The sequence below is a fragment of the Tessaracoccus flavus genome (assembly GCF_001997295.1).
GTDB classification, from domain to species: Bacteria; Actinomycetota; Actinomycetes; order Propionibacteriales; family Propionibacteriaceae; genus Arachnia; species Arachnia flava.
In genome coordinates this window covers 1272920-1298673 of sequence record NZ_CP019605.1, presented here as the reverse complement: position 1 = coordinate 1298673, position 25754 = coordinate 1272920, and the positions used below count along the sequence as shown (strand labels likewise).

Annotated in this window: 30 protein-coding genes; 14 read left to right on the top strand and 16 right to left on the bottom strand. The window is 67.5% G+C overall.

From position 1 onward, the window contains the following. Positions 1 to 68: 68 nt before the first annotated feature. The 3 genes from RPIT_RS05955 (at position 69) to metW (ending at position 2576) form a co-directional block, all read left to right on the top strand. On the top strand, positions 69 to 779 hold the full coding sequence (locus tag RPIT_RS05955; RefSeq protein ID WP_077341557.1) for a VIT1/CCC1 transporter family protein: 711 nt from the start codon (positions 69 to 71) through the stop codon (positions 777 to 779). Positions 780 to 846: 67 nt separating this feature from the next. After that, complete coding sequence (gene metX, locus RPIT_RS05950; protein ID WP_226996354.1) at positions 847 to 1989, top strand: homoserine O-acetyltransferase MetX; 1143 nt, start codon at positions 847 to 849, stop codon at positions 1987 to 1989. Further along, complete coding sequence (metW, locus tag RPIT_RS05945) at positions 1986 to 2576, top strand: methionine biosynthesis protein MetW (RefSeq protein WP_176789310.1); 591 nt, start codon at positions 1986 to 1988, stop codon at positions 2574 to 2576. The genes metX and metW overlap by 4 nt, the downstream gene beginning before the upstream one ends. On the opposite strand, the gene RPIT_RS05940 is transcribed toward metW, so the two are convergent. After that, a complete protein-coding gene (locus RPIT_RS05940) occupies positions 2539 to 3456 on the bottom strand; it encodes a 5'-3' exonuclease (RefSeq protein WP_226996353.1) in 918 nt (305 codons plus the stop codon). The two genes, metW and RPIT_RS05940, sit on opposite strands and share 38 nt — an antisense overlap. A 44-nt stretch (positions 3457 to 3500) precedes the next feature. Here RPIT_RS05940 and lnt point away from each other — a divergent pair, with 44 nt between their 5' ends. Genes lnt through RPIT_RS05925 form a run of 3 tightly spaced genes read left to right on the top strand, consistent with a single transcriptional unit; the run spans position 3501 to position 6299 of the window. Next, entirely contained in the window at positions 3501 to 5015 is a 1515-nt protein-coding gene (gene lnt, locus RPIT_RS05935) for an apolipoprotein N-acyltransferase (protein ID WP_093664822.1), read from the top strand. 1 nt (position 5016) lies between these two features. Then, positions 5017 to 5808 (top strand): polyprenol monophosphomannose synthase, encoded by a 792-nt coding sequence (locus tag RPIT_RS05930; protein ID WP_077341551.1) that lies wholly within the window; start codon positions 5017 to 5019, stop codon positions 5806 to 5808. Then, on the top strand, positions 5805 to 6299 hold the full coding sequence (locus RPIT_RS05925; protein ID WP_077341549.1) for an FxsA family protein: 495 nt from the start codon (positions 5805 to 5807) through the stop codon (positions 6297 to 6299). Before RPIT_RS05930 ends, RPIT_RS05925 begins: the two co-directional genes overlap by 4 nt. Here the strand turns inward: RPIT_RS05925 and RPIT_RS05920 are convergent. Continuing rightward, positions 6293 to 6634, bottom strand: coding sequence for an RNA polymerase-binding protein RbpA (locus RPIT_RS05920; RefSeq protein ID WP_077341547.1), 342 nt, complete (start codon positions 6632 to 6634; stop codon positions 6293 to 6295). The genes RPIT_RS05925 and RPIT_RS05920 overlap by 7 nt on opposite strands. A 56-nt stretch (positions 6635 to 6690) precedes the next feature. Then, complete coding sequence (locus RPIT_RS05915; RefSeq protein WP_226996352.1) at positions 6691 to 7461, bottom strand: glycerophosphodiester phosphodiesterase family protein; 771 nt, start codon at positions 7459 to 7461, stop codon at positions 6691 to 6693. 90 nt (positions 7462 to 7551) lie between these two features. Between RPIT_RS05915 and pdxY the strand changes: the two genes are divergently transcribed. Continuing rightward, positions 7552 to 8406: a pyridoxal kinase PdxY gene (gene pdxY, locus RPIT_RS05910; RefSeq protein WP_218121568.1), complete on the top strand. Its 855-nt coding sequence runs from the start codon at positions 7552 to 7554 to the stop codon at positions 8404 to 8406. Between the two features lie 24 nt (positions 8407 to 8430). Here the strand turns inward: pdxY and RPIT_RS05905 are convergent, their stop codons facing one another. Further along, on the bottom strand, positions 8431 to 9969 hold the full coding sequence (locus RPIT_RS05905) for a helix-turn-helix domain-containing protein (protein ID WP_077341545.1): 1539 nt from the start codon (positions 9967 to 9969) through the stop codon (positions 8431 to 8433). A gap of 91 nt (positions 9970 to 10060) precedes the next feature. Between RPIT_RS05905 and lpdA the strand changes: the two genes are divergently transcribed. Both lpdA and RPIT_RS05895 read left to right on the top strand, forming a co-directional pair. Then, a complete protein-coding gene (gene lpdA, locus RPIT_RS05900) occupies positions 10061 to 11461 on the top strand; it encodes a dihydrolipoyl dehydrogenase (protein ID WP_077341543.1) in 1401 nt (466 codons plus the stop codon). A gap of 86 nt (positions 11462 to 11547) precedes the next feature. Further along, the gene (locus RPIT_RS05895) at positions 11548 to 12318 is read left to right on the top strand and encodes a glucose 1-dehydrogenase (protein ID WP_093664820.1); all 771 of its coding nucleotides are present in this window, start codon (positions 11548 to 11550) and stop codon (positions 12316 to 12318) included. A 7-nt stretch (positions 12319 to 12325) separates the two neighbouring features. Here the strand turns inward: RPIT_RS05895 and RPIT_RS05890 are convergent, their stop codons facing one another. The 3 genes from RPIT_RS05890 to RPIT_RS05880 are packed head-to-tail and all read right to left on the bottom strand — an operon-like array spanning position 12326 to position 14294. Then, positions 12326 to 12775 carry a PTS sugar transporter subunit IIA gene (locus tag RPIT_RS05890; protein WP_077341541.1) on the bottom strand — a complete coding sequence of 150 codons (450 nt, stop codon included), beginning with the start codon at positions 12773 to 12775 and terminating at the stop codon, positions 12326 to 12328. A 47-nt stretch (positions 12776 to 12822) separates the two neighbouring features. Next, positions 12823 to 13512, bottom strand: coding sequence for a lipase family alpha/beta hydrolase (locus RPIT_RS05885; RefSeq protein ID WP_077341539.1), 690 nt, complete (start codon positions 13510 to 13512; stop codon positions 12823 to 12825). Further along, entirely contained in the window at positions 13509 to 14294 is a 786-nt protein-coding gene (locus RPIT_RS05880; RefSeq protein ID WP_077341537.1) for an alpha/beta fold hydrolase, read from the bottom strand. The genes RPIT_RS05885 and RPIT_RS05880 overlap by 4 nt, the downstream gene beginning before the upstream one ends. Positions 14295 to 14574: 280 nt before the next feature. Here RPIT_RS05880 and RPIT_RS05870 point away from each other — a divergent pair, with 280 nt between their 5' ends. Then, positions 14575 to 14949, top strand: coding sequence for a type II toxin-antitoxin system death-on-curing family toxin (locus RPIT_RS05870; protein WP_077341533.1), 375 nt, complete (start codon positions 14575 to 14577; stop codon positions 14947 to 14949). 344 nt (positions 14950 to 15293) lie between these two features. On the opposite strand, the gene RPIT_RS05865 is transcribed toward RPIT_RS05870, so the two are convergent. Next, positions 15294 to 15971 carry a hypothetical protein gene (locus tag RPIT_RS05865; protein ID WP_143028210.1) on the bottom strand — a complete coding sequence of 226 codons (678 nt, stop codon included), beginning with the start codon at positions 15969 to 15971 and terminating at the stop codon, positions 15294 to 15296. An 85-nt stretch (positions 15972 to 16056) separates the two neighbouring features. On the opposite strand from RPIT_RS05865, the gene RPIT_RS05860 reads away from it, so the two are divergent. Beyond that, positions 16057 to 16839: a glycoside hydrolase family 3 C-terminal domain-containing protein gene (locus RPIT_RS05860; protein ID WP_077341529.1), complete on the top strand. Its 783-nt coding sequence runs from the start codon at positions 16057 to 16059 to the stop codon at positions 16837 to 16839. Positions 16840 to 16926: 87 nt separating this feature from the next. On the opposite strand, the gene RPIT_RS05855 is transcribed toward RPIT_RS05860, so the two are convergent. Further along, positions 16927 to 17544, bottom strand: a complete 618-nt coding sequence (locus RPIT_RS05855) for a class I SAM-dependent DNA methyltransferase (RefSeq protein ID WP_077341527.1) — start codon at positions 17542 to 17544, stop codon at positions 16927 to 16929. Between the two features lie 25 nt (positions 17545 to 17569). Then, the gene (locus RPIT_RS05850; RefSeq protein ID WP_143028209.1) at positions 17570 to 18238 is read right to left on the bottom strand and encodes a DUF6320 domain-containing protein; all 669 of its coding nucleotides are present in this window, start codon (positions 18236 to 18238) and stop codon (positions 17570 to 17572) included. A 20-nt stretch (positions 18239 to 18258) separates the two neighbouring features. On the opposite strand from RPIT_RS05850, the gene RPIT_RS16010 reads away from it, so the two are divergent. Next, positions 18259 to 18585, top strand: coding sequence for a helix-turn-helix domain-containing protein (locus RPIT_RS16010; protein ID WP_418361372.1), 327 nt, complete (start codon positions 18259 to 18261; stop codon positions 18583 to 18585). Between the two features lie 19 nt (positions 18586 to 18604). Here the strand turns inward: RPIT_RS16010 and RPIT_RS05840 are convergent, their stop codons facing one another. After that, positions 18605 to 19408 carry a hypothetical protein gene (locus RPIT_RS05840; RefSeq protein WP_077341521.1) on the bottom strand — a complete coding sequence of 268 codons (804 nt, stop codon included), beginning with the start codon at positions 19406 to 19408 and terminating at the stop codon, positions 18605 to 18607. Then, positions 19405 to 20127 carry an ABC transporter ATP-binding protein gene (locus RPIT_RS05835; RefSeq protein ID WP_077341519.1) on the bottom strand — a complete coding sequence of 241 codons (723 nt, stop codon included), beginning with the start codon at positions 20125 to 20127 and terminating at the stop codon, positions 19405 to 19407. The genes RPIT_RS05840 and RPIT_RS05835 overlap by 4 nt, the downstream gene beginning before the upstream one ends. A gap of 131 nt (positions 20128 to 20258) precedes the next feature. On the opposite strand from RPIT_RS05835, the gene RPIT_RS05830 reads away from it, so the two are divergent. Then, complete coding sequence (locus RPIT_RS05830) at positions 20259 to 21392, top strand: sensor histidine kinase (protein WP_077341517.1); 1134 nt, start codon at positions 20259 to 20261, stop codon at positions 21390 to 21392. 9 nt (positions 21393 to 21401) lie between these two features. Next, a complete protein-coding gene (locus tag RPIT_RS05825) occupies positions 21402 to 22064 on the top strand; it encodes a response regulator (protein WP_226996351.1) in 663 nt (220 codons plus the stop codon). Between the two features lie 94 nt (positions 22065 to 22158). On the opposite strand, the gene RPIT_RS05820 is transcribed toward RPIT_RS05825, so the two are convergent. From RPIT_RS05820 to RPIT_RS05805, 4 genes are all read right to left on the bottom strand, one after another. Then, a complete protein-coding gene (locus RPIT_RS05820; protein WP_077341515.1) occupies positions 22159 to 22503 on the bottom strand; it encodes a hypothetical protein in 345 nt (114 codons plus the stop codon). Between the two features lie 140 nt (positions 22504 to 22643). Beyond that, the gene (locus RPIT_RS05815) at positions 22644 to 23312 is read right to left on the bottom strand and encodes a DUF6320 domain-containing protein (protein ID WP_143028208.1); all 669 of its coding nucleotides are present in this window, start codon (positions 23310 to 23312) and stop codon (positions 22644 to 22646) included. Further along, positions 23309 to 24727 carry a hypothetical protein gene (locus tag RPIT_RS05810; protein ID WP_077341511.1) on the bottom strand — a complete coding sequence of 473 codons (1419 nt, stop codon included), beginning with the start codon at positions 24725 to 24727 and terminating at the stop codon, positions 23309 to 23311. The genes RPIT_RS05815 and RPIT_RS05810 overlap by 4 nt, the downstream gene beginning before the upstream one ends. Beyond that, positions 24724 to 25728 carry an alpha/beta hydrolase gene (locus RPIT_RS05805; protein ID WP_077341509.1) on the bottom strand — a complete coding sequence of 335 codons (1005 nt, stop codon included), beginning with the start codon at positions 25726 to 25728 and terminating at the stop codon, positions 24724 to 24726. The genes RPIT_RS05810 and RPIT_RS05805 overlap by 4 nt, the downstream gene beginning before the upstream one ends. Between the last annotated feature and the right edge of the window lie 26 nt (positions 25729 to 25754).

Below are 25754 nucleotides of genomic sequence, written 5' to 3'. Positions count from 1 at the left end.
CGTTCCTGCCTGTCAGGGTAGCCTTCCCTGCCTAGACGACGCGGCGGAAACAGTGATCGAATTGGGTCATGAGCACCGTCGTCGAGCCCCAGATCGAGTCAGCAGCGCTGTCGGGCAGGCTGAACTGGCTACGCGCCGGGGTCCTCGGCGCCAACGATGGGATCGTGTCGATCTCTGCCACTGTGGTCGGTGTCGCCGCAGCCACCAACACAGTCACGCCAGTCCTCCTCGCCGGCGTCGCCGCCGTGGTCGCCGGGGCCATCTCCATGGCACTGGGGGAGTACGTGTCGGTCTCGAGCGCCGCGGATTCGCAGCGCTCCATCATCGCTACTCTTCGGCGTCTCCTCACATCCGACCGCCCCCTGGCCGACGGAGCCCTCGTGGCCGCCTACGAGCGGCAGGGGCTGAGCCGGGACACAGCCGAGCGGGTCGTCGCCGAGATCGGTGAGCACAACGTGATGCGGGCGCACCTCTCGCAGCGATACCACCTCGCCGAAGACGAGGTGGTCAACGCCTGGCACGCGGCCATCGCGTCCGGCATCTCGTTCCTGGCGGGCGCGCTGCTACCGTTCCTCACGATCATCCTGACGCCGGTGCCCCTGCGGATCCCCGTCACCGTGGTGGCAGTGCTCGTCGCGCTTGCGCTGACGGGTGGCCTCGGCGCCAAGCTGGGTGGAGCACCCGTTCGGCCCGCGATGGTGCGCGTGATGGCCGGAGGCATGTTGGCGCTCGCCGCCACCTATGCGATCGGACTCGCCTTGGGCGTCAGCGTCGCCTGACGCCGGCCGCTCACCGCTGGTGGTCAGCTCAGCGAGGCCACCTGGGCAGCCCTGCCACAATGGGGGCGTGAAAGCCGCAGCAAGTCCCAGCCTCGGTGTCGTCGAGACCCACAGCGCGACCGTCTTCGACGCCGCGCGGCCGCTTCACCTGCGGTCAGGGGCGACCCTCGATCACGTCGAGGTCGCCTACGAGACCTACGGCACCCTCAACGAGCAGCGCTCCAACGCGGTCTACATCTGCCACGCCCTGACCGGCGACGCCCACGCCGCCGGCTACCACGACGGCGACGACAAGCCAGGGTGGTGGGACAACATGATCGGGCCGGGCAAACCCATCGACACCGATCGCTGGTTCGTGGTGTGCGCCAACATCCTCGGTGGCTGTCAGGGCACCACCGGCCCCGCGTCCATCAACCCGGCGACGGGGGAGCCCTACGCGCTGGACTTCCCTCTCCTGCACGTGGCCGACTTCGTCGAGGTGCACCGAGCCCTCGCCCGCCACCTCGGCATCGCACGCTTCGCGGCCGTCGTCGGCGGGTCGTTGGGGGGCATGCAGGTGCTCCAGTGGGCGATGCTCTATCCGTCCGAGCTGGGGCGCGCGCTCATCTTTGCCGCCTCGTCCCGGCTCACGGCCCAGAACATCGCCTTCTCCGCGGTGGGGCGCCAGGCGATCATGCGGGACTCAGGTTTCAGCGAGGGGAAGTTCCTCAGCCGCGGCACAGCGCCCCGCAAGGGCCTGGCCGTAGCCCGGATGATGGCCCACATCACCTACCTCTCGGAGGAGGCCTTCCAGGAGAAGTTCGGTCGCCAATCCCAGCGGGACGAACTGAAACCCAACTTCGGCGTCGACTTCGCGGTGGAGAGCTACCTCGAGTACCAGGGCCAACGGTTCCTCAGCCGCTTCGACGCCCTGAGCTATCTCTATCTAACCCGAGTGATGGACTACTTCGACCCCTTCGCTGACGAGGGAGCCCTCGACGCTCTGATCGCCGAGCCCGTGCGGTTCCTCGTCGTCAGCTTCGACTCCGACTGGCGCTTCTCCACCGAACATTCACGCAGGATCGTGCGCCACCTGGAGGGCGCGGGGTTGCCGACGTCCTTCAGGGAGATCCGCTCCTCCTGGGGGCACGACTCGTTCCTGCTCGAACTTCCGGACTACCACGCCACGGTGCGGGCCTATCTCGACCGGGCAGCGGAGGAGTTGCTGTGAGGCGGGATCTGGAGCTCATCTCGACGCTGATCCCGGAGGGGTCTCGGGTGTTGGACCTCGGGTGCGGCGACGGCACGCTGCTTGCGATGCTGCGCGACCGCGGCTGCTCAGGCACCGGTGTGGATGTGAACCCCGACGACGTCATCGCCGCGCTGCGGGCGGGCGTCGACGTGATCGAGCTCGACCTCGATTCCCAGCTGGGCGAGTTTGCCGACGACTCCTACGACTTCGTGGTGCTCTCGCGCACGCTGCAGACGGTGCACCGGCCACGGGCGGTGCTGGCGGAGATGGGGCGGATCGCGGTGCACTCCGTCGTGTCGATGCCGAACTTCGCGCATTGGCGAAACCGCCTGCGCCTGCTGCGCGGACGGATGCCCATGTCACGGGACCTCCCATTCGACTGGTACGACACGCCCAACCTCCACCACGCGTCGCTACCCGACCTCGAGCCGCTCTTCGCGTCGGTGCGGATGAAGATCGACCGGCGCATCCCGCTGGACGCCGAGGGGCGCCCGCACCGGCTCGGCAACGTCGCGGCGAACCTCGCCGCTAGTTCGTCCCTGTATGTGCTGCACGCCGAGAGATGAGGGCTGACAGCCTGCCCATCGACCCGCCGAGCCCGAGGGTCTCGGTGAGCTCGGCGATCCGGGCCTCGTCCGCGGGCGTCGCCTCGAGCGTCGGCAACGCGAGCGTGTCCACGGCCGTCACCACCTCACGGGCCCGCGCGAGGTAGTCGACGTCGGCCAGCAGCTTCGAGCGCATCGAGGGGGACATCCCGGAGCCGGCGTCGATGGCCGCCTCCACCATCGCCTCGAGGCTGGGGTAGCGGTTGACCAACGTTGCTGCGCTCTTGTCGCCGATCCCCTTGACCCCCGGCAGGCCGTCGGAAGGATCGCCGCGCAGCACCGCGAAGTCGACGTAACTGTCGGGCGCGAGCTCGTACTTCGTGGCCAGCACCTCGGGGGTGACCAGCTCATGCTTGGCCACGCCGCGCGCGACGTAGACGACGCTGGTGTCCGGCCCCACCAGCTGGAACAGGTCCCGGTCACCGGTGACCACCAGGCTCTGCCCGTCGTGTTGGCGCGCCAGGGAGGCGAGGACGTCGTCGGCCTCGTGCTCGGCCACCCCCACGACAGGGATGCCGAGCGCGTCCAGACAGTCTCGGATCATGGGCACCTGGATCGTCAGGTCGTCGTCGACGATCTCAACGCTCTGAGTGGCTCCCTCGATGACGCGGTGCGTCTTGTAGCTCGGCACCAGATCCACGCGCCAGGACGGGCGCCAGTCGTCGTCCCAGGCGCACACGAAACGATCGGGTGAGTACTGCTCAACCAGACGGGCGATGAAATCGAGCGTTCCGCGCACCGCGTTGACCGGGCGGCCATCTGGGGAGCGAAACGTCGCGGGCACTCCGAAGAACGCCCGGAAATACAGGTAGGAGGTATCGAATGCCATGAGGGTGCTCACCCGGCCATCGTGGCACACCTCCGCGGGTCAGTACTCTGGGCTGCGTGATCACGCGCCCTCCACTGCCCCTGCTCGTCTCGGTCGCGCTAGCCGTCCTGACGGGGATCCTCATCGGCGCCGGACAGGCACCCCTGGGCGTATGGCCCGCCACGATCCTCGGGGTCGGGCTCTTCACGTGGCTGACCGCCGGGTGCCGTCCCCGTGCCGCATTCGGACTCGGTTTGCTGACGGGGCTGGCGATGAACACGCTGACAGTGTCCTGGGTCTCGGTGCTCGGAGTCTGGGTGGGCGTCGCGCTCGTCGGGTTCCTGGCGCTGTGGTGGGGACTCCTGGGCCTTGCGGTGAGCCGTCTCACGCTGCTGCGACCGTGGGTGCTGCTGGTTCCAGCGGCCTGGGTCGCGATGGAGTTCGTGTCGGGAAAGATCCCGTTCGGCGGATTCTCCTGGACGAGGCTGGCCTACACCACGATCGACCAGCCGCTGGCCGGCTGGCTGCCCTGGCTGGGCGTAACGGGCGTCGGTTACCTGGTGGCCCTGGTCGCCCAGCTCGGGCTGCAGGCCATCGTGTCCCGCCAGGCCCGCCTTCGCGCGGTCGTGACCGCGCTGGCCGCCTTCCTGATCGGGGGTCTCGCCAACCTCGCCCCCCTCGCGGCGGCCTCGGGTGAGGTGAGCGTCGCCGTGGTGCAGCCGAACGTCAACCGGCACGAACACGGGACCGCCTCGTACGCTCGTTCGGTCACCAACAATGCCTTGAGCGAAACCGTCTTCGCCCTGGCCGAGGCGCGCGCCACGGGCGTCGAGCTCGACTTCGTGGTGTGGCCCGAGAACGCCACCGACGTCGATCCGACCACCGACGCCACGACGCGTGGGCTCGTCGAACTGGCGGTCGAGATCGCGGACCTCCCCATCTTCGTGGGGGCGGTCATGGACGGACCGTCCCCCGACACCCGACAGACGTCGAGCATCTGGTGGGACCCGGCGACAGGCCCCGGGGCTGAGTATCACAAGCGCGACCTCGTCCCCTTCGGCGAGTGGATCCCCTTCCGTGACGTCCTCCTGCCCCGCCTGCCGATCCTCGAACAGATCGGGCGCCAGTCGATCCCGGGGGAGGGCCCGGGCGTCGTGCCGGCGCCTGTGGCGGATCGGCCGGGCCTCGAGGTGGGGACCATCATCTGCTTCGAACTCGCCTACGACGACACCTCCTACGACGTGGTGCGCCACGGCGCGCAAGCCGTCGTCAGCCAGTCGAACACGAACACCTACGGTGCCACCTTCCAACCGCACCAGCAGCTGGTGATCAACCGCGTGCGCGCCAAGGAGATGGGCCGCGACATCGCCGTCGCCACGCTCAACTCCCTGACGGGCTACGTGGACGCCCGGGGCAACGTGCACGATGTGACCGATGAGTTCGTGTCCGCCACACGCTTCATGACGCTCGGGCTGCGCGACAACGTCAACGCGTCGGTCAGGCTCAGTCCGTGGCTCGCCTGGATCGCCACCATCGCCACCGTCGCGGGAGTGGCGGCATCCCTGCGCCGGACCGGTGGGACCGAGCGCTAGCATGGCTCGCATGACTAGCCAGGACGCCCTCGACTCGGTGCTCGTGATCATCCCGACCTACAACGAGTCGCAGAACATCGAGAGCATCACCACCCGGCTCCGCCGCGCCGTGCCGGACGCCCACATTCTGATCGCCGACGACAACTCGCCCGACGGCACCGGCGAGATCGCCGACCGGCTCGCCTCGGACGACGACCACGTCCACGTGATGCACCGCAAGGGCAAGGAGGGCCTTGGCGCCGCCTACCTTGCGGGATTCCACTGGGGACTCGACCGCGGCTATGGGGTCCTCGTCAGCCACGACGCCGACGGCTCGCACCAGCCCGAGCAACTGCCACGTCTCCTCGAGGCCATCCGCGCCGGGGCAGACATGGTCAAGGGCTCCCGGTGGGTCAGCGGTGGCTCCGTCGTCAACTGGCCCAAGTCCCGGGAGCTGATCTCGCGGGGAGGATCGCTGTGGACCCGGCTCTGGCTCGGGATCCCGGTCAAGGACGCCACCGGTGGGTTCAACGCGTACCGCGCCTCGACGCTTCGGGGCATCAGCCTCGATGAGGTCGCCTCGGCCGGCTACTGCTTCCAGATCGACCTCGTGTGGCGAGCGCTGAAGAACGGCTTCCGCGTCGTCGAGGTGCCCATCGAATTCGTCGAGCGTGAGTTCGGTGACTCCAAGATGAGCCGACACATCGTCGTCGAGGCGCTCATCCGTACCACCCTGTGGGGGATCGAGCATCGGCTCGGTCAACTCACCCGGCTCGGCCGGCGGACGCTGACCCGCGGGGACGGAGCCTCATGAGCGGGCGGGCCAGGTTCGGCCTGCTCGGCCTCGGCGTGCTGCTCCTCATGGTCGCGGAGATCGCAGCCATCGTGTGGGTCTCGAGCGAGATCGGCTGGTGGACCGTCCTGATCCTCATCCTGACCACCCTCCTGGGCTTCTACCTGCTGCAGCGGGAATGGCGCAAGGCGTGGGGGGCGCTGGCCGACGCCGCACGCTCCGGGACGATGCCGGCCGGGAAGCTGACCGATGCCTCACTCATCCTGGTGGGCGGCATCCTGCTCGTGCTCCCAGGGCTCCTGACCGACGTCGTCGGCGTAGTTCTGCTTCTGCCGTTCACGCGCCCATTCGCGCGCTCGGCCATCACGTGGATGTTCTCCAAGCTGGTCAACCCGGTTGCGGTGGCCCCGACGGTGATCAGGGGTCAGGCTACCGATGACGACACACTCGTCCCCGGCATCGACGCCGAGCCCACGGTCATCGAGGGCACGGTCGTCGACGACGATCAGTAGATCCGGTCGGACTCGCGCAGCTTGGTCAGCTGCTCGGCGAGGATATCCTCCAGCTCGGGGATCGAGCGACGCTCCCGCAGCATGTCCCAGTGGGTGCGGGCCGGCTTCACAGCCTTCTCTTCGCCCACCACTCCATCGGAACGAACGGCCAGCGAGCCGCACTTCTTGCACTCCCACTCGGTGGGGAGTTCCGCCTCCACAGAGAACGTCACCACGAAATGGTGACCCTTCGGACAGTCAAAAGCGAGTTCTTGACGTTCGGCGAACTCGATTCCCTGCTCGTCCTCGAACGTCTTGGATCCAAGTCCAACGCCTCGTAGTGCACGGTCGGCCATGTTTGCCTCCTTCGTCTTTCCCCTACTAGAACGATTGGAATCCCTGGATCGTTCCTCTAGCGAGTAGACCACATCCCTCGGGCCCTGAGAACCTCTTTGAGCAAATCGGGTCGATCCGTGATGATCCCGTCAACCCCCCAGTCAATGAGGCGATGCATGGTTGTGGGGTCGTCGATGGTCCAGACATGGATCTTCATCCCCGCCGCGTGGATCCGCGCGATGCTGCGCGGCGTGACGAGGTCGACGGTCACTGGCCCCACCTGGTGGCTCAGCGGCACCTGGAACACCTTGCCTGCCGTCCTGAACATCCCCGCACGCATCGCCATCACACCGCTCGGAGAAACCGCGGTGGGTACGCGGGGCTGGAGCGCCCGGAAGAGGCGAATTCGCGAGCGCGAGAACGAGCCGACACACACGCGCCTCTCGGCGCCGTGCCGACGGAGGGCCTCGTCCAGCGGGCGTACCGCGGCATCGCCCTTGATGTCGATGTTGAAGTTGATGTGCGGGAAGGTCTCCAGAAGTTCGTCGACGGTGGGGATCGGTTCACGCTCGCCGACGCGGAGCTGTCGGATCTCTTCAAGGCTGAACTCGGAAATGGAGCCGGTGACGTCGGTGACCCTGTGGAGGTCCTCATCGTGGAAGGCCACCAGCGCACCGTCAGCAGTGACGTGGACATCGGTCTCGAGGTACCGATATCCGAGATCCACAGCAGCGGAGAAGGCGCGCAGGGTGTTCTCGATGCCCAGGTTCGCTGTCAGCAACGCGCCGCCGCGATGGGCCATCGGGATGAACTCAGGCGACAGATAGTCGTCGTGCACACCGGCCATACCCACGCATCCTATGGGAGCGATGAGAACGTTCGCCAGCCGCGATCAGCCTATGGCCGAAGCTTGCGAAAATGATGCAAAGATGAGCGGGTGACAACCGTGATGTCGATCCAGTCCGCCGTGGCCTACGGGCACGCAGGCAACTCCTCAGCCGTCTTCCCGCTTCAGAGGCTGGGAGTTGACGTGTGGCCGGTGTACACCGTCAACTTCTCCAACCACACCGGCTACGGTGCCTGGCGCGGCCCGCTCATCCCTGCCGCCGACGTGTGGGAGGTGGTGCAGGGGGTCAACGACCGGGGCGTGCTGAATCAGGCGGATGCGCTGCTGTGTGGCTATCTGGGCACACCCGAGGTGGGGCAGGTCATCCTCGATTCCGCGGCGCTCATCCGCGAGCAGAACCCGGACGCAGTCTTCTGCGCGGATCCGGTCATGGGCGACGCGGATCGCGGCTTTTACGCCCGCCCCGGAATCCCGGAGTTCTGGCGCGACCACGTGGTGGCGCGCGCCGACATCATGACTCCGAACCTGTTCGAGCTCGAATTCCTCACTGGACACCCCACCTCGACCCTGTCCGAGGTGCTGGGGGCCGTGGACGAGCTGCGGCAGCGCGGGCCGTCGGTCGTCGTGGTCACGTCGGTGGTGGGGGAGGACCTCGGCGACGATGCGATGCGGATGATCGGCGTGAGCGACGACGGCGCGTGGATCGTCGAAACTCCAGTTCTCGACCGCACGTTCACCGGGTCGGGAGACCTCACCACAGCGATGTTCCTCGCCCACTGGCTGCGCAGCCGGGACGTCTCGGAGGCGCTGGGCGCCACGGCGTCGATCGTCTACTCGATCCTGGAACACACCACGCGCGTGGGTCACCGAGAGCTGCGCCTCGTGGCTGCGCAGGACGACATCGTCGCCCCGCGCCACCGCTTCGAGGCCCGGCCGCTGCGGTGACGCCGTCGCGGACGACGGTCGGGCTCAGTCCCCGGACGTGGGGCTGCCCCAGAAGACGTTGATCTTGGCGCCAAGCTTGTTGAGCCGCTGCGGCAGATCCTCGTAGCCACGGTTGATCACGTAGACGTCCATGAGGTTGGTCGTGCCGCGTGCGGCCAACGCGGCCAGCAACAGACAGACCGCGGGACGCAGAGCCGGGGGCGACTCGATGTTGCGGCCGCGCCACCGGGTCGGGCCGATGATGAGAAGGCGGTGGGCGTCCATGAGCTGAACGTTCGCACCCAGGTCAGCCAGCTTCTTGAGGTGGATGGCCCGGTTGTCGTAGACCCAGTCGTAGATGGTCGACTGGCCCGTCGCCGTCGCGCAGATGACCGCGAAGAACGGCAGATTGTCGATGTTGAGGCCGGGAAACGGCATCGGGTGGACCTTGTCGAGGGGAGCGGTCAGCGACGAGGGCTTGACGGTCACGTCCACAAGCCTGGTCTCCCCGTTGTGGCTGCGGTATTCCGGCGACAGCTCGAGACGCTGACCCATCTCGTCGAGGACGGCGAACTCGACCTCGAGGAACTCGATCGGGCAACGGCGCACGGTGATCTCCGAACCGGTGACGATGCCGGCAGTCAGCAGCGTCATCGCCTCGATCGGGTCCTCGGAAATGTGGTACTCCACATCGGTGTCGATGCGCTCGACGCCGGTGATGGTCAGGGTCGTCGTGCCGATCCCGTCGATCTCGACGCCGAGCCGCCGCAGGAAGAAGCACAGGTCCTGCACCATGTAGTTGCCAGACGCGTTGCGCAGCGTCGTGACGCCGGGGGTGCGGGCCGCTGCCATGAGCGCGTTCTCCGTGACGGTGTCGCCGCGCTCGATGAGCGTCACGCTGCGGGTGGGCTCGACGTTGGTGCTGACCGTGGCGTGGTAGTTGCCCTCGGTGGCCTCGACGTCCAGGCCGAGCCGCTTGAGCGCCGAGAGGTGCGGGTGGACCGTGCGCGCGCCGAGGTCGCAGCCGCCGGCGTAGGGCAGGAGGAACTCGTCGAACTCGTGCATGAGCGGGCCGAGGAACATGAGGATGCTGCGCGTGCGTTTCGCGGCGCGCTCGTCGATGGTTTCCGGGGTGAGGCGCGCGGGGCGCACGATCTCGAGGTCGTTATCGCCTATCCAGTTGAGGCGCACGCCGATCGATTTGAGCACGTCGCTGATGCGGTCGACCTCCTCGATGCGGGCGATGCCGCGCAGGACTGTCCGACCGTTGTTGAGCAGGCTGGCGCACAGAATCGCCATGGCCGCGTTCTTGGAGGTACGCACATCGATCTGGCCCGACAGGCGCGCCTCGCCCTGGATCTCGAAGTTGACGCTGCCCTCGGTGGCGGTCTGGATGAGGGGCATGTCCAACGCCTCCGCGAGACGGTCGATCATGTTGAGGGAGAGGTTCTGCTGGCCGTTCTCGATGCGGTGTACCGCGCTCTGGACCGAACCAAGTTCGTCCGCCAGTTTCTGCTGCGACCATCCGCGCGCGATGCGCGCATCGCGGATCATTCGGCCGATCGACTCACTCGTAGCACTCATCGCAACAGGTTATCTCATGCATGAGATAAATCCAGGTTCTACGGGTGGCGCGCAGTCTGCGAACGCCTCCGAAGAGCACTAAGGTGGTGCCATGAGCTCTGAATATGACGTCGTTGTCCTCGGCGCTGGCCCCGGCGGCTATGTGGCCGCCATCCGCGCCTCGCAGCTAGGCCTCAAGGTGGCCGTGATCGAGAAGCGGTACTGGGGTGGAGTCTGCCTCAACATCGGCTGCATCCCGACGAAGTCGCTGCTGCGCAACGCCGAACTGGCCCACATCTTCAACCACGAGGCCGACACGTTCGGGATCGAGGGGGAGGTCAGCTTCAACTACGCCAAGGCGTACAAGCGCAGCCGCCAGGTCTCGGACCGGATGACCAAGGGCATCCATTACCTCATGAAGAAGAACAAGATCACCGAGATCGACGGCTGGGGCACCTTCCTCGACGCCCACACGATCGAGGTCGAACTGAATGGCGGCGAGAAGGAGAAGGTGACCTTTAAGAACGCCATCATCGCGGTGGGCGCCACCACCCGCATGCTTCCCGGCACTGAGCGCTCGGCCAACGTCGTCACGTACGAGGAGCAGATCCTCGCCGACGAGGTCCCGGGATCGGTCATCGTCGGCGGCTCCGGCGCCATCGGCACCGAGTTCGCCTTCGTGATGAGCCAGTTCGGCACGGACGTCACGATCGTCGAGTACCTCGACCGCATGGTTCCCACCGAGGACGCGGAGATCTCTGCGGAACTGGCCAAGGCCTACAAGAAGCTCGGGATCAAGGTGCTCACCTCGACGAAGGTCGAGTCGATCGAGGACACCGGCTCCGGGGTGAAGGTGACTGTAAGCCCTGCCGACGGTGGGGAGCAGAAGGTCCTCGAAGCCGACCGCTTCCTGTCCGCCATCGGCTTCGCGCCGCGCATCGACGGGTTCGGCCTCGAGAACACCGGCGTGGAAGTCACCGAACGCAAGGCCATCGCGATCGACGACTTCATGCGGACCAACGTCGAGCACATCTTCGCTATCGGAGACTGCACGGGCAAGCTCATGCTCGCGCACACCGCCGAGGCCCAGGGCGTCGTCGCGGCCGAGACGATCGGCGGCGCGGAAACCCAGCCCATCAACTACGACATGATCCCGCGCGCCACCTACTGCCAGCCGCAGGTGGCCTCTTTCGGCTACACGGAGCAGCAGGCGAAGGACAAGGGGTACGACGTCAAGGTCAGCAAGTTCCCGTTCGCCGCCAACGGCAAGGCCTGGGGCCTGGGCGACGGCTCGGGCTTCGTCAAGATCGTCGCCGACGCCCGCTACAACGAGATCCTCGGCGCGCACATGATCGGTCCCGACGTCACCGAACTCCTGCCCGAGCTGACGCTCGCCCAGGCCTACGACCTGACCGCCGAGGAGATCGGCCGCAACATCCACGCGCACCCGACCCTGTCCGAGGCGCTCAAGGAGGCCGCCGAGGGCATCGCGGGCCACATGATCAACTACTGATCAGCTCTCGCTACAACCTCGAGCCCCGCGCCGCAGTGAGCGGCGCGGGGCTCTATTGTCGTCAGTGAATCAACGAAAGGCGTGCTGTGGCTGACAAGGTGTCGTTCTCGCTCGAGGGGAAGGTCGCCCTAGTCACCGGTGCGTCCAAGGGGATCGGTCAGGCCATCGCCCGTGCGCTGGCCGATGCGGGTGCGCTGGTCGCGTGTACGGCACGCTCCAGGAGTTCGCTCGACGAGACCCTGCGGCTGATCTCCGACGAGGGAGGAATCGCGATCCCGGTCGAGTGGGACGTGCGCGACCCGCACGCGGCGCAGCCCGCCGTCGACCTCGTGGAACGCGAGCTCGGGCCCCTCGCCTTGGCCGTCAACAACGCTGGCATCGGAGCGGGCACACCAGCTCTTGACATCACGCCGGACCAGTGGCGATCGGTGTACGAGACCAACGTGGACGGCCTGTTCTGGTCCTGCCAGGCCGAGGGGCGGGCCATGATCGCCAACGGTGGGGGAGCGATCGTCAACATCGCATCCATCTCCGGCTCCATCGCCAACCGGAATCTGACCCAGGCGCAGTACAACTCTGGCAAGGCCGCTGTCATCCACCTGACGAAGTCGCTGGCGGTCGAGTGGGCTCCAGTGGGGATCAGGGTGAACTCCGTCAGCCCGGGCTACACCCGAACGCCGATGAACGAGCGCCCTGAGGTGGCCGACCTCGTGGCGGAGTTCGCGGACACGACGCCGCTGGGGCGCCTTGCCGAACCCGGCGAGATCGCAGGCCCGGTGACATTCCTGCTCAGCCCCGCCGCCAGCTACATCACCGGAGCGGACCTGCTCGTCGACGGCGGCTACTGCTGCTGGTGATCGCGCGTCAGACGAGACGGAAGAGCACCCTTCCGGCGTCGACGTCGTGGTTCACCTCGTCGATCCTCAGCGAGTCGGGTTCCTGATCCATGACCGCGACGATGACGGTGTCGCGCATGTCCGGGTCGGTGATCGACCCGGGATCCCAGGAGACGACCGGAGTGCCGGCCTCCACGCGATCGCCCTCGGCAGCCAGGAGCTCGAATCCCTCGCCGTCGAGGCGGACCGTGTTGATACCGATGTGGACGAGCACGCCGATCTCGTCGTCGACGAGGACGATGAAGGCGTGTGGGCTCAGCTTGATCAGCACTCCGTCGACGGGGGAGACCACCGCCGTCTGTCCCGGCCTCGGCTCGATTCCAACGCCCGGGCCGACCGCCCCGACGCTGAAGACAGGATCGTCGACCTCGCTCATCGCGATGACATGGCCAGGGCAGGGTGCGAGAACCTCAAGCATCACCCGAGCATACGATTCAGAGCCCATGCGTGTGCGCGCAGTCCCAACTAGTGCCCGGGATCAGGCGAGGTGTCGAAGCGTCTGACCTCCTGCAGCACGAGCTGCTGGGCCGAGGGGGAGACGAGGGGGCGAAAGTGGCCAGCCATCTCTAGGGTGATGTTGTGGGCACCTTCCAGATGGGTTCCGTTCGGAACCATCTCGTCGTAGGACGAGCCGATCGAGACAATCTTGGCGTTGACAGCCTGCTCGGCCGCCAGTGCGGTCAGCGCCGAGTTGGCGGGGGAGAAAAGTCCGAGCGGCGTGCGCGCGAGGACCGGTAACGAGAGCGTTGAGCCGCCGAACGGGCTGCACAGGGCGACCAGACCGGCGACCCGGTGGCCGACCTTCGGGTGCAACATGAGCTGCTTGCCGACGAGCCCACCCTTGCTGTGGGCAACCAGCACGACACGGGGGGCGTCGTGCTCGGAGAGTGCCTCGGCGACCTTCTCGGCCGACGCATCGAGCGGGGCCCCGTTCAGCCGCAGACCTGGGACCGGATAGATGGGGTGACCCTCAGCGTGGAGGACCTTCGCGAGGGGGAGCATGAACCGCCACGGCTCCCAGATCCCCGGTAGCACGATGACGGGGACTCGGTCGCCGTTGTCGTAGGCGTCCGGGGGAGTCCGGTCCAGGATCGAGCGTGGCCACCGAACGGCCACGTTGAGCCAGTCCGCCGCAATCGTCGCGAGCCTTCTCATGCCGTCTCACACACATCGAGTGCGGCCGCCACGACCCAGTCGGCATGGTCCACCACCACCTGGTGGGACGCTCCCTCGACCAACGTCGTCGTCACCTCGCAGCCGCGGGCAGCCCGTGCGAGCTCATCGACCCATTCGTCGGTGCAGAGGACGTCCTCGTCGCCCCGGAGGATTGCGAGGCGACCCTTGAGCCCCTCGATCCTACGTTCGATTCTGTACTCGAGCATCGCCGGGAAGACGGCGGCGACCCACGACGGTGCCGTTTGGAGGTACCCCTGCACTGACAGCATCGCCGCAGGGAGGCGCTCAGAGAAGCTGGACCGGATGAAGTCGGCGAGAACGGTCCGCGTGTCCCGGCTGCCCGGAGGCACGACGGGGGCCACCAGGACAACGCGTCCACCGAACTCGGGTGCCAGGAGCGCCAACTCGACGACGAACTGGGCACCCATCGAATGACCGATCATCACCACTCGAGACGCCTTCAGCGCCTCGAGGCCGGATCGGATCACCCGGGCGAAGCCCTCGACGTCGAGGTCGTCCTCGGGCTGCGGAACGCCCCCGAAGCCCGGCAGATCCATGAGCAGGACGCGGCCGTGTGCGGCGAGCTTCTCCGCGAGCGGAGCCATGTAGAGCGAACTGACTCCGATGCCATGCACCAGCACAAATGTCGGCACCGTGCCGCCCGGGCCGTCGAATTCCAGGATGCGCAGTTCATAGTCATCGCAGATGAACCAGTGCTCAGCGGACTGGTGGGTGATCTCCGGAGCGTCGCTGTCTGGCACACGCCTAGCTTAATCGGGTCCGCGGGCCACTCGTCGACGTCCGATGAGCCGTGTTGATACCACAGTGATACCATAGAGCCATGGCAATGACCTTGCGACTGTCAGAAGAGGATGAGCGAGCCTTGGCGGCCTTGGCCGAAGCCCAAGGGGTGAGCCGTCAGGAGGCGACCGTGCGCGCCATTCACGAGGCTGCCGAGCGGCGTGGCCACGAGGCCAGGATGACCGGGGCATCCGCTAGAGCGCGGGCGCGGTACGCAGACCTTCTGGATCGCCTCGGCCAGTGACTGAATATCTGACACTCGAGGATCTGTTGCTCCTGATCGACGATTTGGGAGTGGGCCCGGTCCGCGATGTCGGATTGCTGGAATCAGCGGCGCATCGGCCGACGTCGAGCCTCTGGGGCACCGATGCTTATCCTGACATCAGTGTTAAGGCAGCGGCCATCATGGAGTCGCTTGTCCGCAACTACGCCCTGATCGACGGGAACAAACGTCTCGGGTGGCTGGCGGCGATCGTGTTCCTGGACATCAACGGGCTTGAGGTGGATGCGCCCGACGACGACGCGTACGACCTCGTCATCGCCGTCGCGTCGGGACAGGCCGACCTACGTGAGATCGCTGACGCACTGCGCAGGTGGAGTCACGAGCGGCGGTGAGCTAGGCGCCAGGCAGACCTCTTACGCTAGTCCGATAAGCTGCATTATGTCACTTTGTCTCGATCAAGGGCCGCGCGAGAGCTCCCCCTGTGAAGTGCCAGATCAAATGGCATTTTGACATCACTCGTGGCAATCGGTGACACGGTCGTGGCATCCGTGACGGCTCGATGGCATTTCGTTTCAGCAGCACGGCGTGTCGCCTGTCACTCCCCCAGCCCGGTCCTGCAGAGTCTGTCGGTGTTACCGGCGAACTTGTCAGACCATCGGGTCAGTTTCAGCACATGGAGTGCGGGAGGACGAGACGCAACGTTCTACGCGACGGCAGCCCCCGGGTGGAATAGTCGCTAAGAATGGATCAGCTCCGCGAGCTCATCAAGATCATCGGGCGTAATTTGCAGCTCGGGAGACACTAGAGAACGGTAACCACCTTCACCATCGGACGCGAACCGTGCCTGTGACCCCAGGATCACGTATCGATCCTCAGAAGTCGCGTCGAGGAACAGGAGTTCGACCTCTGTCAATTCCGGTCGACCCACCGCTTCGTACATAACGCCATCAACCTCGCCGCCCGCTTCCAAGATCACAATCTCATCTCCTGGGCTGAGGTCGCCCGCGGCTACCGAAACCACTCGAACATGATGGAAGGTTCCCGGTCGTCCGGCGGTCTCTTCCCGACTCGGAGTGAAGTCAGTCCCCGCGTAGGGGTTGATCATCGGATCGTCAGAGGACCAGTCCGGATAAACAAGACCATACTCCGTCTCCAGCAATTCGAAAGTCACCACCGCGACGCTATTAGCTGCCATCTGCTCTAGGGTCTCGTACCATACTTCCTCCGCAACCATCTGGACCGTAGAGGAAGCAGATGGTTCTGGACTCACTCGGCCGCCGCGTTCAGAGCCGGCCGATGTATGATCCTCACTTGCAGGCAAGCTCGCTCGGTCAGCTTGATTCGTACAAGCCGACAGCGCAAAAGCCGACACCATCAACGATACAACGCACACAACCCATTTTTCTGCGCTCATCCGACGCCTCCTCAGCTGTAACGTTCGGTGACATTTTGACGGTCGTACGACTGGGGCATGAAGATAGTATGCCGATCGCGAGGCACTGCCACGCCCAGGGGCCGAGATAGAACATCGTGACCATGACGATCGCGGTGAAGATCGCCGCGTCTCCACGCTCGACCTCCCGGGCCGCCAGCTCGAGCTGCTGCAGCGGGTCCACGCCACGGGCACCCCGATGGTGGTGCTCGTGATGTCGGGCCGCCCGCTGGACCTGCGCTGGGCCGACGCGAACGCCGACGCCATAGTCCAGATCTGGTATCCGGGGGTGCGGGGCGGAGACGCCGTCGCCCGGGTGCTGTTCGGCGACGTCTCCCCCGCCGGCCGGTTGCCCTTCACCTGGCCGCGGCATGTGGGCCAGGTGCCGATGGTGCACTCGCACTACCGCACGTTCCAGCCCGAGGAGGCGGACAAGCGCTACTGGGACGAGGAGAGCACCCCGCTCTACCCGTTCGGTCACGGCCTCACCTACGCGACGGTGGAGTACTCGGACCTGCGGGCGCCGTCGAGTGTCGCCGTCGGGGAGACGGGCACGGTCGCGGTGACGCTCACCAACACCTCTGAGGTGGACTCGGACGAGGTGGCGCAGCTCTACATCCACCAGCGCTACGGCACCTCTACCCGGCCGGTTCGCGAGCTCAGGGCCTTCCGTCGGGTGCACGTGCCGGCGGGTGCGTCGGTGGACGTCGAGTTCGAGCTCGGTCCGGACCAGCTGCGCTACTGGAGCGCCGCGACCCGCACCTGGGTGCAGGACCCCACGGTCATCGACCTGTTCGCCGGGGGCAGCTCTGTCTGCGACCTGACGACGTCGCTTGAGGTCACCGCCTGACCCCTCGCTCGTCCGACGCCGTTAGTGAGGGAAAACCGACCCCCGCGTCTAGGTCGTGAACCGTGTCCGCGCGTGCATCTCTCCCAGTCAGGGACGACGCGCGGTTGCCAGGAAGAGGCCGAATGAACGCCCGGCTTTGTGGACTTCCCCGCAGTCGTCGAACCTCACGTCGACGAATCCGGCCGCTTCCAGCCGACTGCGGAGGTCGTCGCGATCGAATCCGTTGTGGCCGTCGAAGTCGTGCAGGTGTTCGTGGAACGAGCCGTCCTCACGATCGAGGTCCGCGATGGCGACGCTGCCGCCAGAGCGCAACAGGCTCCAGAACCCCTCCAGGACGCGATCCAGCTCGCCGATGTGGTGCAGCACGAGGCTGCTCGCGATGAGATCGAAAGCCTCCCCCGCCGGCACCTCGTCGGTCGACAGGTCCAGGTCCCACACCCGAGTGGCCGCTGGAAGCGTCCCTCGCTCGACCTTCGTCGTCATCGCCGCCCGCATGCCGGCCGATGAGTCCGCCAGCGTCAGCGCGCCGACCCCCTCCCCGAGCGCCTGCGCGACGAGACCCGTGCCGGCGCCGTACTCCAGGACCCGCTCATCGCCGTTCAGCCGAAGGCTCTCGACGATGGCGTCGGCGATCGTGCGCGCCCGCTCGATCTTGGACTGGTCCTCGTCCCACGTGGCGGCCTGATCGTCGAAGTGATTGTGCATGCAGGAAGTCTAGGCAACCGCTCGTCTAGAGGTGCAGCCGCCGGCGGAGCGCCGACCCGAGTTGGCGCGGCCGGATGATGAGGATGAGTGACACCACCAGCAGGCTGAACCCCACGCAGATCAACGCCGGTAGAGGTGTTGCGACCCACCCGAAGAGGACGAACAACCCCGGCACGAGGCCGATCAGCCCGACGAGGAGCGCCTTCGCCAGATGCTCCTGCGGGTCGAGGCGGACGATCCAGACGATGACGCCGAGGGCGAGGTTGGCGGCCGTACAGATGGCTGGGACGACCCATGTCGTGGCCCAGAAGTCGGGGCCGTCGTACTGGTTCCAGACGACGGCAGCGACGGACAGCAGCAGGACGAGCCAGCCCACCAGGCTCCCGACGTTACGTCGGCGCTGGACGGCCGCGATCACCACGAGCCAGACCACCGCGACCGACAGCCACACGGTGCGCACGGGAGCGACGAGGCCCGGAACCAGCGCCGGTGCGGCGAATGAAAAGATGAGGACCAGCACAGACAACGCCACCACGGCCGCCCAGACCTGTCGTCGATCGAAGCGAAGCGGGGGCGCCGGGAAGATCTCCCTGCTGGCCAGCCTCGCCTCAACGTGGTCGAGTTCCACACGGCACAGCGGGCATTCGGCCCACTCCCCCGCCACCTGTCCCCCGCAGGACGCGCACAGCCTCATGCGTCCGTCGCCTCCATGTCGTGGTCTGTCGGCCCGGCCACCTCGGCCAGTTCGTCGGCGGTGACCCGGCTGGCGGTGATCTCCACAGGGATCCCCGCGCTGGTCAGGTGCCGGACGAACGCGGCGTGGTAGTCGGTCTCGATGAACGGGGACGTGAACGAGATGGTGAGCTGGCCGCCGAACGCGGCCTCACCCTCACCGAACTCGCGGAGAGGGTGGGGATCTCGCTGGTCAACCTCTCGGTCCTGAAGAACGACCGAGCGAGGGCGATCAGGTTCACCACCCTGATCGCCCTCTGCGACGCCCTGGGCTGCCAGCCGGGCGACCTGTTCGAGCTCGCCCCCTGACCCCGGCCCCGGCCGGACCTCAGGCGGCCTCGCGGCGGAAGGTCCACCAGACGCCGCCCACCAAGGGAAGGACCACCCAGAAGACGGAGGCGACGAGCAGCTGCGGCCACATGCCCGGGTCGCCGCCCATCTGCATCTGCTGCGCGACACCGTTCATGTCGACCCACGCGAAGGTCTCGCTCATCCACTCGCTGAACTGGCGCAGGATCTGGATCGCCATCGGTCCGACGAGGACGATCGCGATGGCGGCGGCGCTGTTCTGCACGAGCAGCCCGATGCCGAAGGCGCTGGCCATGAAGAGGCAGAACGCCAACAGGTCCAGGAGGACGTCCTTCGCCGGAATCCACATGCCGGCAGTGTTCATACCAGCCACATCGCGACCCAGGTAGGTGGACGCGATACCGAGTGCGGAGGCCAGGCCCCAGACCAGCAGTGTCGCCACCGCGGTGACTATGGCCTTGGCGGCGATGACCAACCCTCGTCGCGGGACCAGGGTGAACGTGGTCATCACGGACCGGGTGCCCCACTCGGACGTGGTGAGCAGCACGATCAGCGGCGCGAACAGGTACTGCACCGGCATGCGGATGAGGAAGGCGCTCACCAGCCAGTGGTTCGCCGCGCTTTCGAAGAGGGAGTCGTAGAAGGCGGCGATGAGCCCCGCCACGAGCAGCGCGGAACTGAGCGTGAGCAGCGCCAACGTCTGGTTGGAGCGCGTGGCCAGGAACTTCCGGAACTCCACGACGAGGACGTTGCGGAAGCGCAGGGGCGCGGCCTCGCCCCGTCGGAACTGGGTGTGGGTGCGGTCGAGGGGTGCGGTGGTCATGACAGTGCTCCTTCACGGGACGTGGTTGCGGTGCGGGTGATGAACATCTCCTCGAGATCGTCGCCGGAGGCGAGCAGTTCGGCCAGGGTGCCGTGGGCGACGATGCGGCCCTGGCCGATCATGACCAGCTCGTCGGCGATCTGCTGGACCTCGTGGAGGAGGTGGGAACTGAGCAGGACGGTGCCGCCCCGGGTGGCGAAGTCGCGCAGCAGGCCGCGCATCCAGCGGATGCCGGCGGGATCGAGGCCGTTGGCCGGCTCGTCGAGGACGAGGACCGACGGGGACCCGAGGAGCGCGTGGGCGATGCCCAGCCGCTGGCGCATGCCGAGCGAGTACTTCCCGACGCGGCGCTTCGCCTCCTTGGCCGTGAGGCCGACGAGGTCGAGCACCTCGCGGACCCGGGTGCGGGGGAGGCCGAGGACGATGGCGCCCTGGGTGAGGATCTCGAGGCCGGTGCGGCCGGGGTGCAGGGCGGACGCGTCGAGCATGGTGCCCACCTGGGCCGCGGGAGCGGTGAGGTCGTGGTAGCGCTGGCCGAGGACCAGGGCGGTGCCGCCGGTCGGTTCCGCCAGGCCGACGAGGCAGCGCATCGTCGTGGACTTGCCGGCGCCGTTGGGGCCCAAGAAGCCGCAGACGTTGCCGGGGGAGACGGTGAACGAGATGTCGTCGACGGCGAGGACGTCGCCGTAGCGCTTGGTCAGATTCTGGATCGTGATCATGGCTTCATCACACGCTGGCCGGCCGGGTACGCGCGAGGGGCAGAGGTAGCAACTTCCGGCTCTCCAAAGTTGCGCCGACGAGAGACTTTGGATGCTGTGGCCGACGCCTCGGCAAGCCCTAGGCTTGCGGGATGGAGCGGACGAAACGCGCGTGGCTGCCGGAGGCGGCGAGGATCGTGCCGATCGCCTTCTTCACCGTCGTCGGACAGCTCCTGCCGCTGGGGCTCGAGGGTCGGTACTGGGCGCTCGTGGCGAATGCCGTCGCGCTGGTGCTGGGCCTCGTGGCGATGCGCTGGCGCCGTCGCCACCCCGTCACCCTTACGGTGGCGCTCAGCCTGCTGATGCTCCCGTTCCCGTCGCTCTGGCTGGTGTCGGGGTGGGCGTATCTCAGTCTGGCCACCCACCTCCGGACGCGGGCGACGGTACTGGTGGGCCTCCTCGACGTAGTCTGCTTCACCCTCGGCACCGTCGTGGAGTCGGAGCTGCCCACGCCGTCGGACGTCGCCGGCGCCGTCGTGCTGTCCGGGATCTCCGTCGTCGCCCTGGGCGCGCTCGGCAGCTACCTCGGGTCGCGGCGCCGCGAGGAGGCCGCGATCCAGGCCCGGCTCGAGCTGGCGGAGCGCCAGCAGCGGTTGGAGCGCGAGAACGCCAAGGCCGAGGAGCGCAACCGCATCGCCCGCGAGATGCACGACGTCCTCGCACACAAGATCACCCTCATCTCGCTGCACGCCGGAGCGCTGGCGTACCGCGACGACCTCGCGCCCGACGAGGTGCGGCAGGCCGGCGAGACCATCCGAGCCAGCGCCCACGACGCGCTCGCCGAACTCCGCATGATCCTCGGGCAACTGCGCCAGACCGACGGCGGCGCCCCCGCCAAGCCGCAGCCCACGCTCGCGGACCTGCCCGCGCTCGTCGAGGGGCACCGCGAGGCCGGCCACCAGGTCGTCCTCGACGACCGGCTCGAGGCCGAGCCCCTGCAGACCGTCAGCCGGCACGCCTACCGCATCGCGCAGGAGGCGCTCACCAACGCCGCCCGGCACGCGCCCGGCACGCCCGTCGAGATCGTCATCGCCGGCGGCCCGGAGATGGGGTTGTCCCTGAGGATCAGCAACCCGCTGAGCCTCGTCGCCGCCACGTCGCCCGGCGCCGGGCTGGGACTCGTCGGGCTCGAGGAGCGGGTCGACCTGGCGGGGGGCCACATGACCGCGGGCGAGGTGGACGGCCACTTCGTCGTCGACGCCTGGCTCGCGTGGGCCCCGGCGTAGGCTGACGACGTGCACACGATCCGGTTGGTCATCATCGACGATGACGCGCTCGTTCGCGCGGGGCTCGGCATGCTGCTGGGCGGCGGCCGGTCCGGCTTCGAGATCGTCGGGGAGGGCGCCGACGGGGCCGACGCGGTCCCGCTCGTCGAGGCACACCGGCCGGACATCGTCCTCATGGACATCCGCATGCCGCGCGTCGACGGGGTCGCCGCCACCCGGCAGGTGCTGGCGCTCCCGGACCCACCCAAGGTGATCGTCCTCACGACTTTCTCGTCCGACGACCTCGTCGTCGAGGCGCTGCGGGCCGGCGCCCACGGATTCCTGCTGAAGGACACCGCCCCGCCGGAGATGGTGGAGGCGATCCGCCGGGCCGCGGACGGGGAGCGGGCGCTGTCGCCACAGGTGGTGTCGGCGGTGATCGCGGCGGCCACGTCGCATCCCGGCGACGAGCGGACCCGGCGGGCCCGGGCGGAGCTGGACGGCTTGTCGGAGCGGGAACTCGAGGTGGCGGTCGAGCTCGGCCGCGGGCTGTCGAACGCGGAGATCGCCACGAAGCTCTACCAGTCGGTGGCGACGGTGAAGGCCACCGTGACGCGAATCCTGGCCAAGCTCGGCTGCACCAACCGCACCCAGGTGGCGCTCCTGGTGCACGACGCGGACCTGGTGGACTGATTTCGGGGTGGGATTTCTGCCACTAAGGCCTCCCCAGTGGGCTCAGTGGCAGTGAGCGCACTCCATAATTTCGGCACCGCGCCCGACGGCGTCCTCAGTCGCTGTAGAGCCAGCGGTGGCGCAGGTTCACCGCACAATAGGCGGCCGCGAGGATGCCGAGCAGGGTGATGCCGACGTTGGCGGCCAGGGGGAGGTCGACGGGCGCGGTGTACTCCCAGCGTGAGACCGCGTCGAACCATTCGGCTCGCGTCACCCACTGGACCGACTGCGTGACCTCCAGGAACAGGGCCGCCAGCAGCAGGATGGCCGCGACGACGACCCCGGCGACCGCGAGCGCGGGCTGCCGGGCGGAGAACTTCGCCCGCCGGTACTCCCACGAGCCCTTCAGCGGCGTCATCTCCCGCTCGCCCTCGGCGGTGACGACGTGGGCCCGTCGCATCCCGAACGTTCAGCCGAAGGCTCTCGACGATGGCGTCGGCGATCGTGCGCGCCCGCTCGATCTTGGACTGGTCCTCGTCCCACGTGGCGGCCTGATCGTCGAAGTGACTGTGCATGCAGGAAGTCTAGGCAACCGCTCGTCTAGAGGTGCAGCCGCCGGCGGAGCGCTGACCCGAGTTGGCGCGGCCGGATGATGAGGATGAGTGACACCACCAGCAGGCTGAACCCCACGCAGATCAACGCCGGTAGAGGTGTTGCGACCCACCCGAAGAGGACGAACAACCCCGGCACGAGGCCGATCAGCCCGACGAGGAGCGCCTTCGCCAGATGCTCCTGCGGGTCGAGGCGGACGATCCAGACGATGACGCCGAGGGCGAGGTTGGCGGCCGTACAGATGGCTGGGATGACCCATGTCGTGGCCCAGAAGTCGGGGCCGTCGTACTGGTTCCAGACGACGGCAGCCACGGACAGCAGCAGGACGAGCCAGCCCACCAGGCTCCCGACGTTACGTCGGCGCTGGACGGCCGCGATCACCACGAGCCAGACCACCGCGACCGACAGCCACACGGTGCGCACGGGAGCGACGAGGCCCGGAACCAGCGCCGGTGCGGCGAATGAGACGATGAGGACCAGCACAGACAACGCCACCACGGCCGCCCAGACCTGTCGTCGATCGAAGCGAAGCGGGGGCGCCGGGAAGATCTCCCTGCTGGCCAGCCTCGCCTCAACGGGGTCGAGTTCCACTCGGCACAGCGGGCATTCGGCCCACTCCCCCGCCACCTGTCCCCCGCAGGACGCGCACAGCCTCATGCGTCCGTCGCCTCCATGTCGTGGTCTGTCGGCCCGGCCACCTCGGCCAGTTCGTCGGCGGTGACCCGGCTGGCGGTGATCTCCACAGGGATCCCCGCGCTGGTCAGGTGCCGGACGAACGCGGCGTGGTAGTCGGTCTCGATGAACGGGGACGTGAACGAGATGGTGAGCTGGTCGCCGTGGCTGACCGCGCCGAACTGCGGCCGGACGGCCGCGACATGGAGGTAGAGACGGCCCGTGTGCCGCGCCACCGGCTCGGGTAGCACCACGCGCCCCAGGTTCGAGATGGCCAGCGTGATGCCGCGGTTGGACAGGGCGTTGACCGACGCGAGGATCACATCCTTGAGCGGCCGCGGGATGATCCGCAACGCAGGGTTGCGCTCGAAGCGCACGAGGCGACGGATCTTGCGGGCAAGCCCTTCCTTGGTGAGGACCTGGCGGAACTGCCGGTCGAGGTCTGCGCACACGCCCGAAATGGAGTCCTCGCCGCTGTCGCCGGTGTATGTGTGCGCGAGCAGCGTGGTGGCGAAGAAGTTGCGTCCGGACGCGGTCGGAAAGAACTGCCGGAGGTTCACCGGGACCGAGCACGTGAGCGTGCGGGGCAGCGACTGGGCCGGTACCTGTGTCCGTCGCACCGAGTCGAAAAAGACTGCCAGGAGGTAGATCGTCAGCGAGACGCCCTCGGCCTTGGCCAGCCGCAGGACGGGGCCCACCGGCATGGACAGCTCGATCACCCGTGTGCGCAGGTCTGGGGAATGGGTGCCGCGCAGCACGTCGCGACGCCGGTGGCGGCGTCGGGTCGTCGTGGGCGGCCCGTCGTCGACCTCGGCCGGCAGTTCGGTGGACGGGGACTCGACAGCGGCAGTGGCGTCGTCCTCGAAGGTCACCGGCGCCGAGGATGAGCGGAACCAGTGCGTGAACGCGTCTACGGTGAAATCCTGCTTCAGCTCGGTTGCTCCTTGCACCGTGCGGAACTCCTCGACGTGCCGTAGGCCCACGTACTCGGTCAGAAGATCCTCGAAGAACCACAGTGCGCCCGTGCCGTCGGTCAGGGCATGGAAGACCTCTACCGAGATCCGTCGGCCTCGGTACAGCACCCGGAACAGCAGGTCATGGCGCTGATGGTGGTAGAGGTGCTGCACCGGCGGCCCCGTCTCCTCCGCGACGCTGGGGCGCAGGTCCGACTGTTGGAGGTAGTACCAGAACACGCCCTGCCGCAGCACCGCGCTGAAGAGGGGGTACTGCGCGTACACACGGTCCAGCGCTTCCTGCAGCACCTCCGGGTCGATTGGCTCGTCGAGTTCTGCGGCCAGGCGGAAGACTTTGCTGTCGACATCGCTGCGGGCGGCGAGGAAGATGTTGGCGGCGTTGTCGAGCCGCACCCATGGCCGGCGCTGAGCTGAGACCCTCGTCATCCACGTCTCCCCGCTGACGGAGATGGCGGGGGCCGGCTGTCCGCCAGGTTGCCGTCGAGGAAGTCCGTGACGAGCTGATACGCCGTCGTGACGTGCCGCGAGAGGCGCGGCAGCCCGATGAAGCCGTGCAGAGCGCCGTCGATCCGCTCGATGCGGGTGGGTGTGCCGGCCGCGCGGAGGGCGTGGCCGAAGGCCTCCCCCTCGTCGCGGAGCAGGTCGTACTCCGCGGTCACGACCAGCGCCCGCGGCAGCCCGGACAGATCCTCGGCGAGTAGGGGCGAGATGAGCGGCGACAGGCGCAGCTCGGGATCGGGCTGGTACATGGCGACGTAGTCCTGCACCTCGACGGCCGTCAGCCGCAGGCCGGTGCCGTAGTGGGCGACAGACCGGTACGGCGAGGTGGCCGGGTCGTGGTCCCACTGGGTGACGGGGTAGAACAGGATCTGCGCCCCGGGCAGCGCGCTCCCCCGGCCCCGCAGCGCGAGCGCGACGGCGGCAACGAGGTTGCCCCCGGCCGAGTCCCCGATGAGCGTGATGTCTTCGGGCCGCGCAGCGCCAGCGAGCGCGGGATCGGTCAGCAGCGTCTCCGCTACCTCGAGGCAATCCTCGAGAGCGGCCGGATAGGGATGCTCCGGCGCCAGCCGATAGCCGACGGAGCACACCACCCGACCCGTGAGCTCGGCCATGGTGCGGCAGGTGGCGGAGTAGGTGTCGATGTCGCCGATGGTCCACCCTCCGCCGTGGAAGAACAGCAACACCCCCTCACCCGTGCTGGACTTGGGCAGGAAGATCCGCAGCGGGATCTTGTGCCCGGCCTGAGCCGTCACGGACCGATCGAGGATCCGGTCAGGATCCCTCGGCACCCACGACAGGGCCCGTTGTGCGCGGCGCACCTTCTCGTAGTCCTCACGCATGTTGATCCGGGGGGCGGAGAAGAGGCCGAGGATGGCCCGCATCAGCGGGTTGACTGGCGGATTCGCGTCGTCCGCTGCTGCACCCATGCGGCAACCTTACGGCGTAGCGTCAG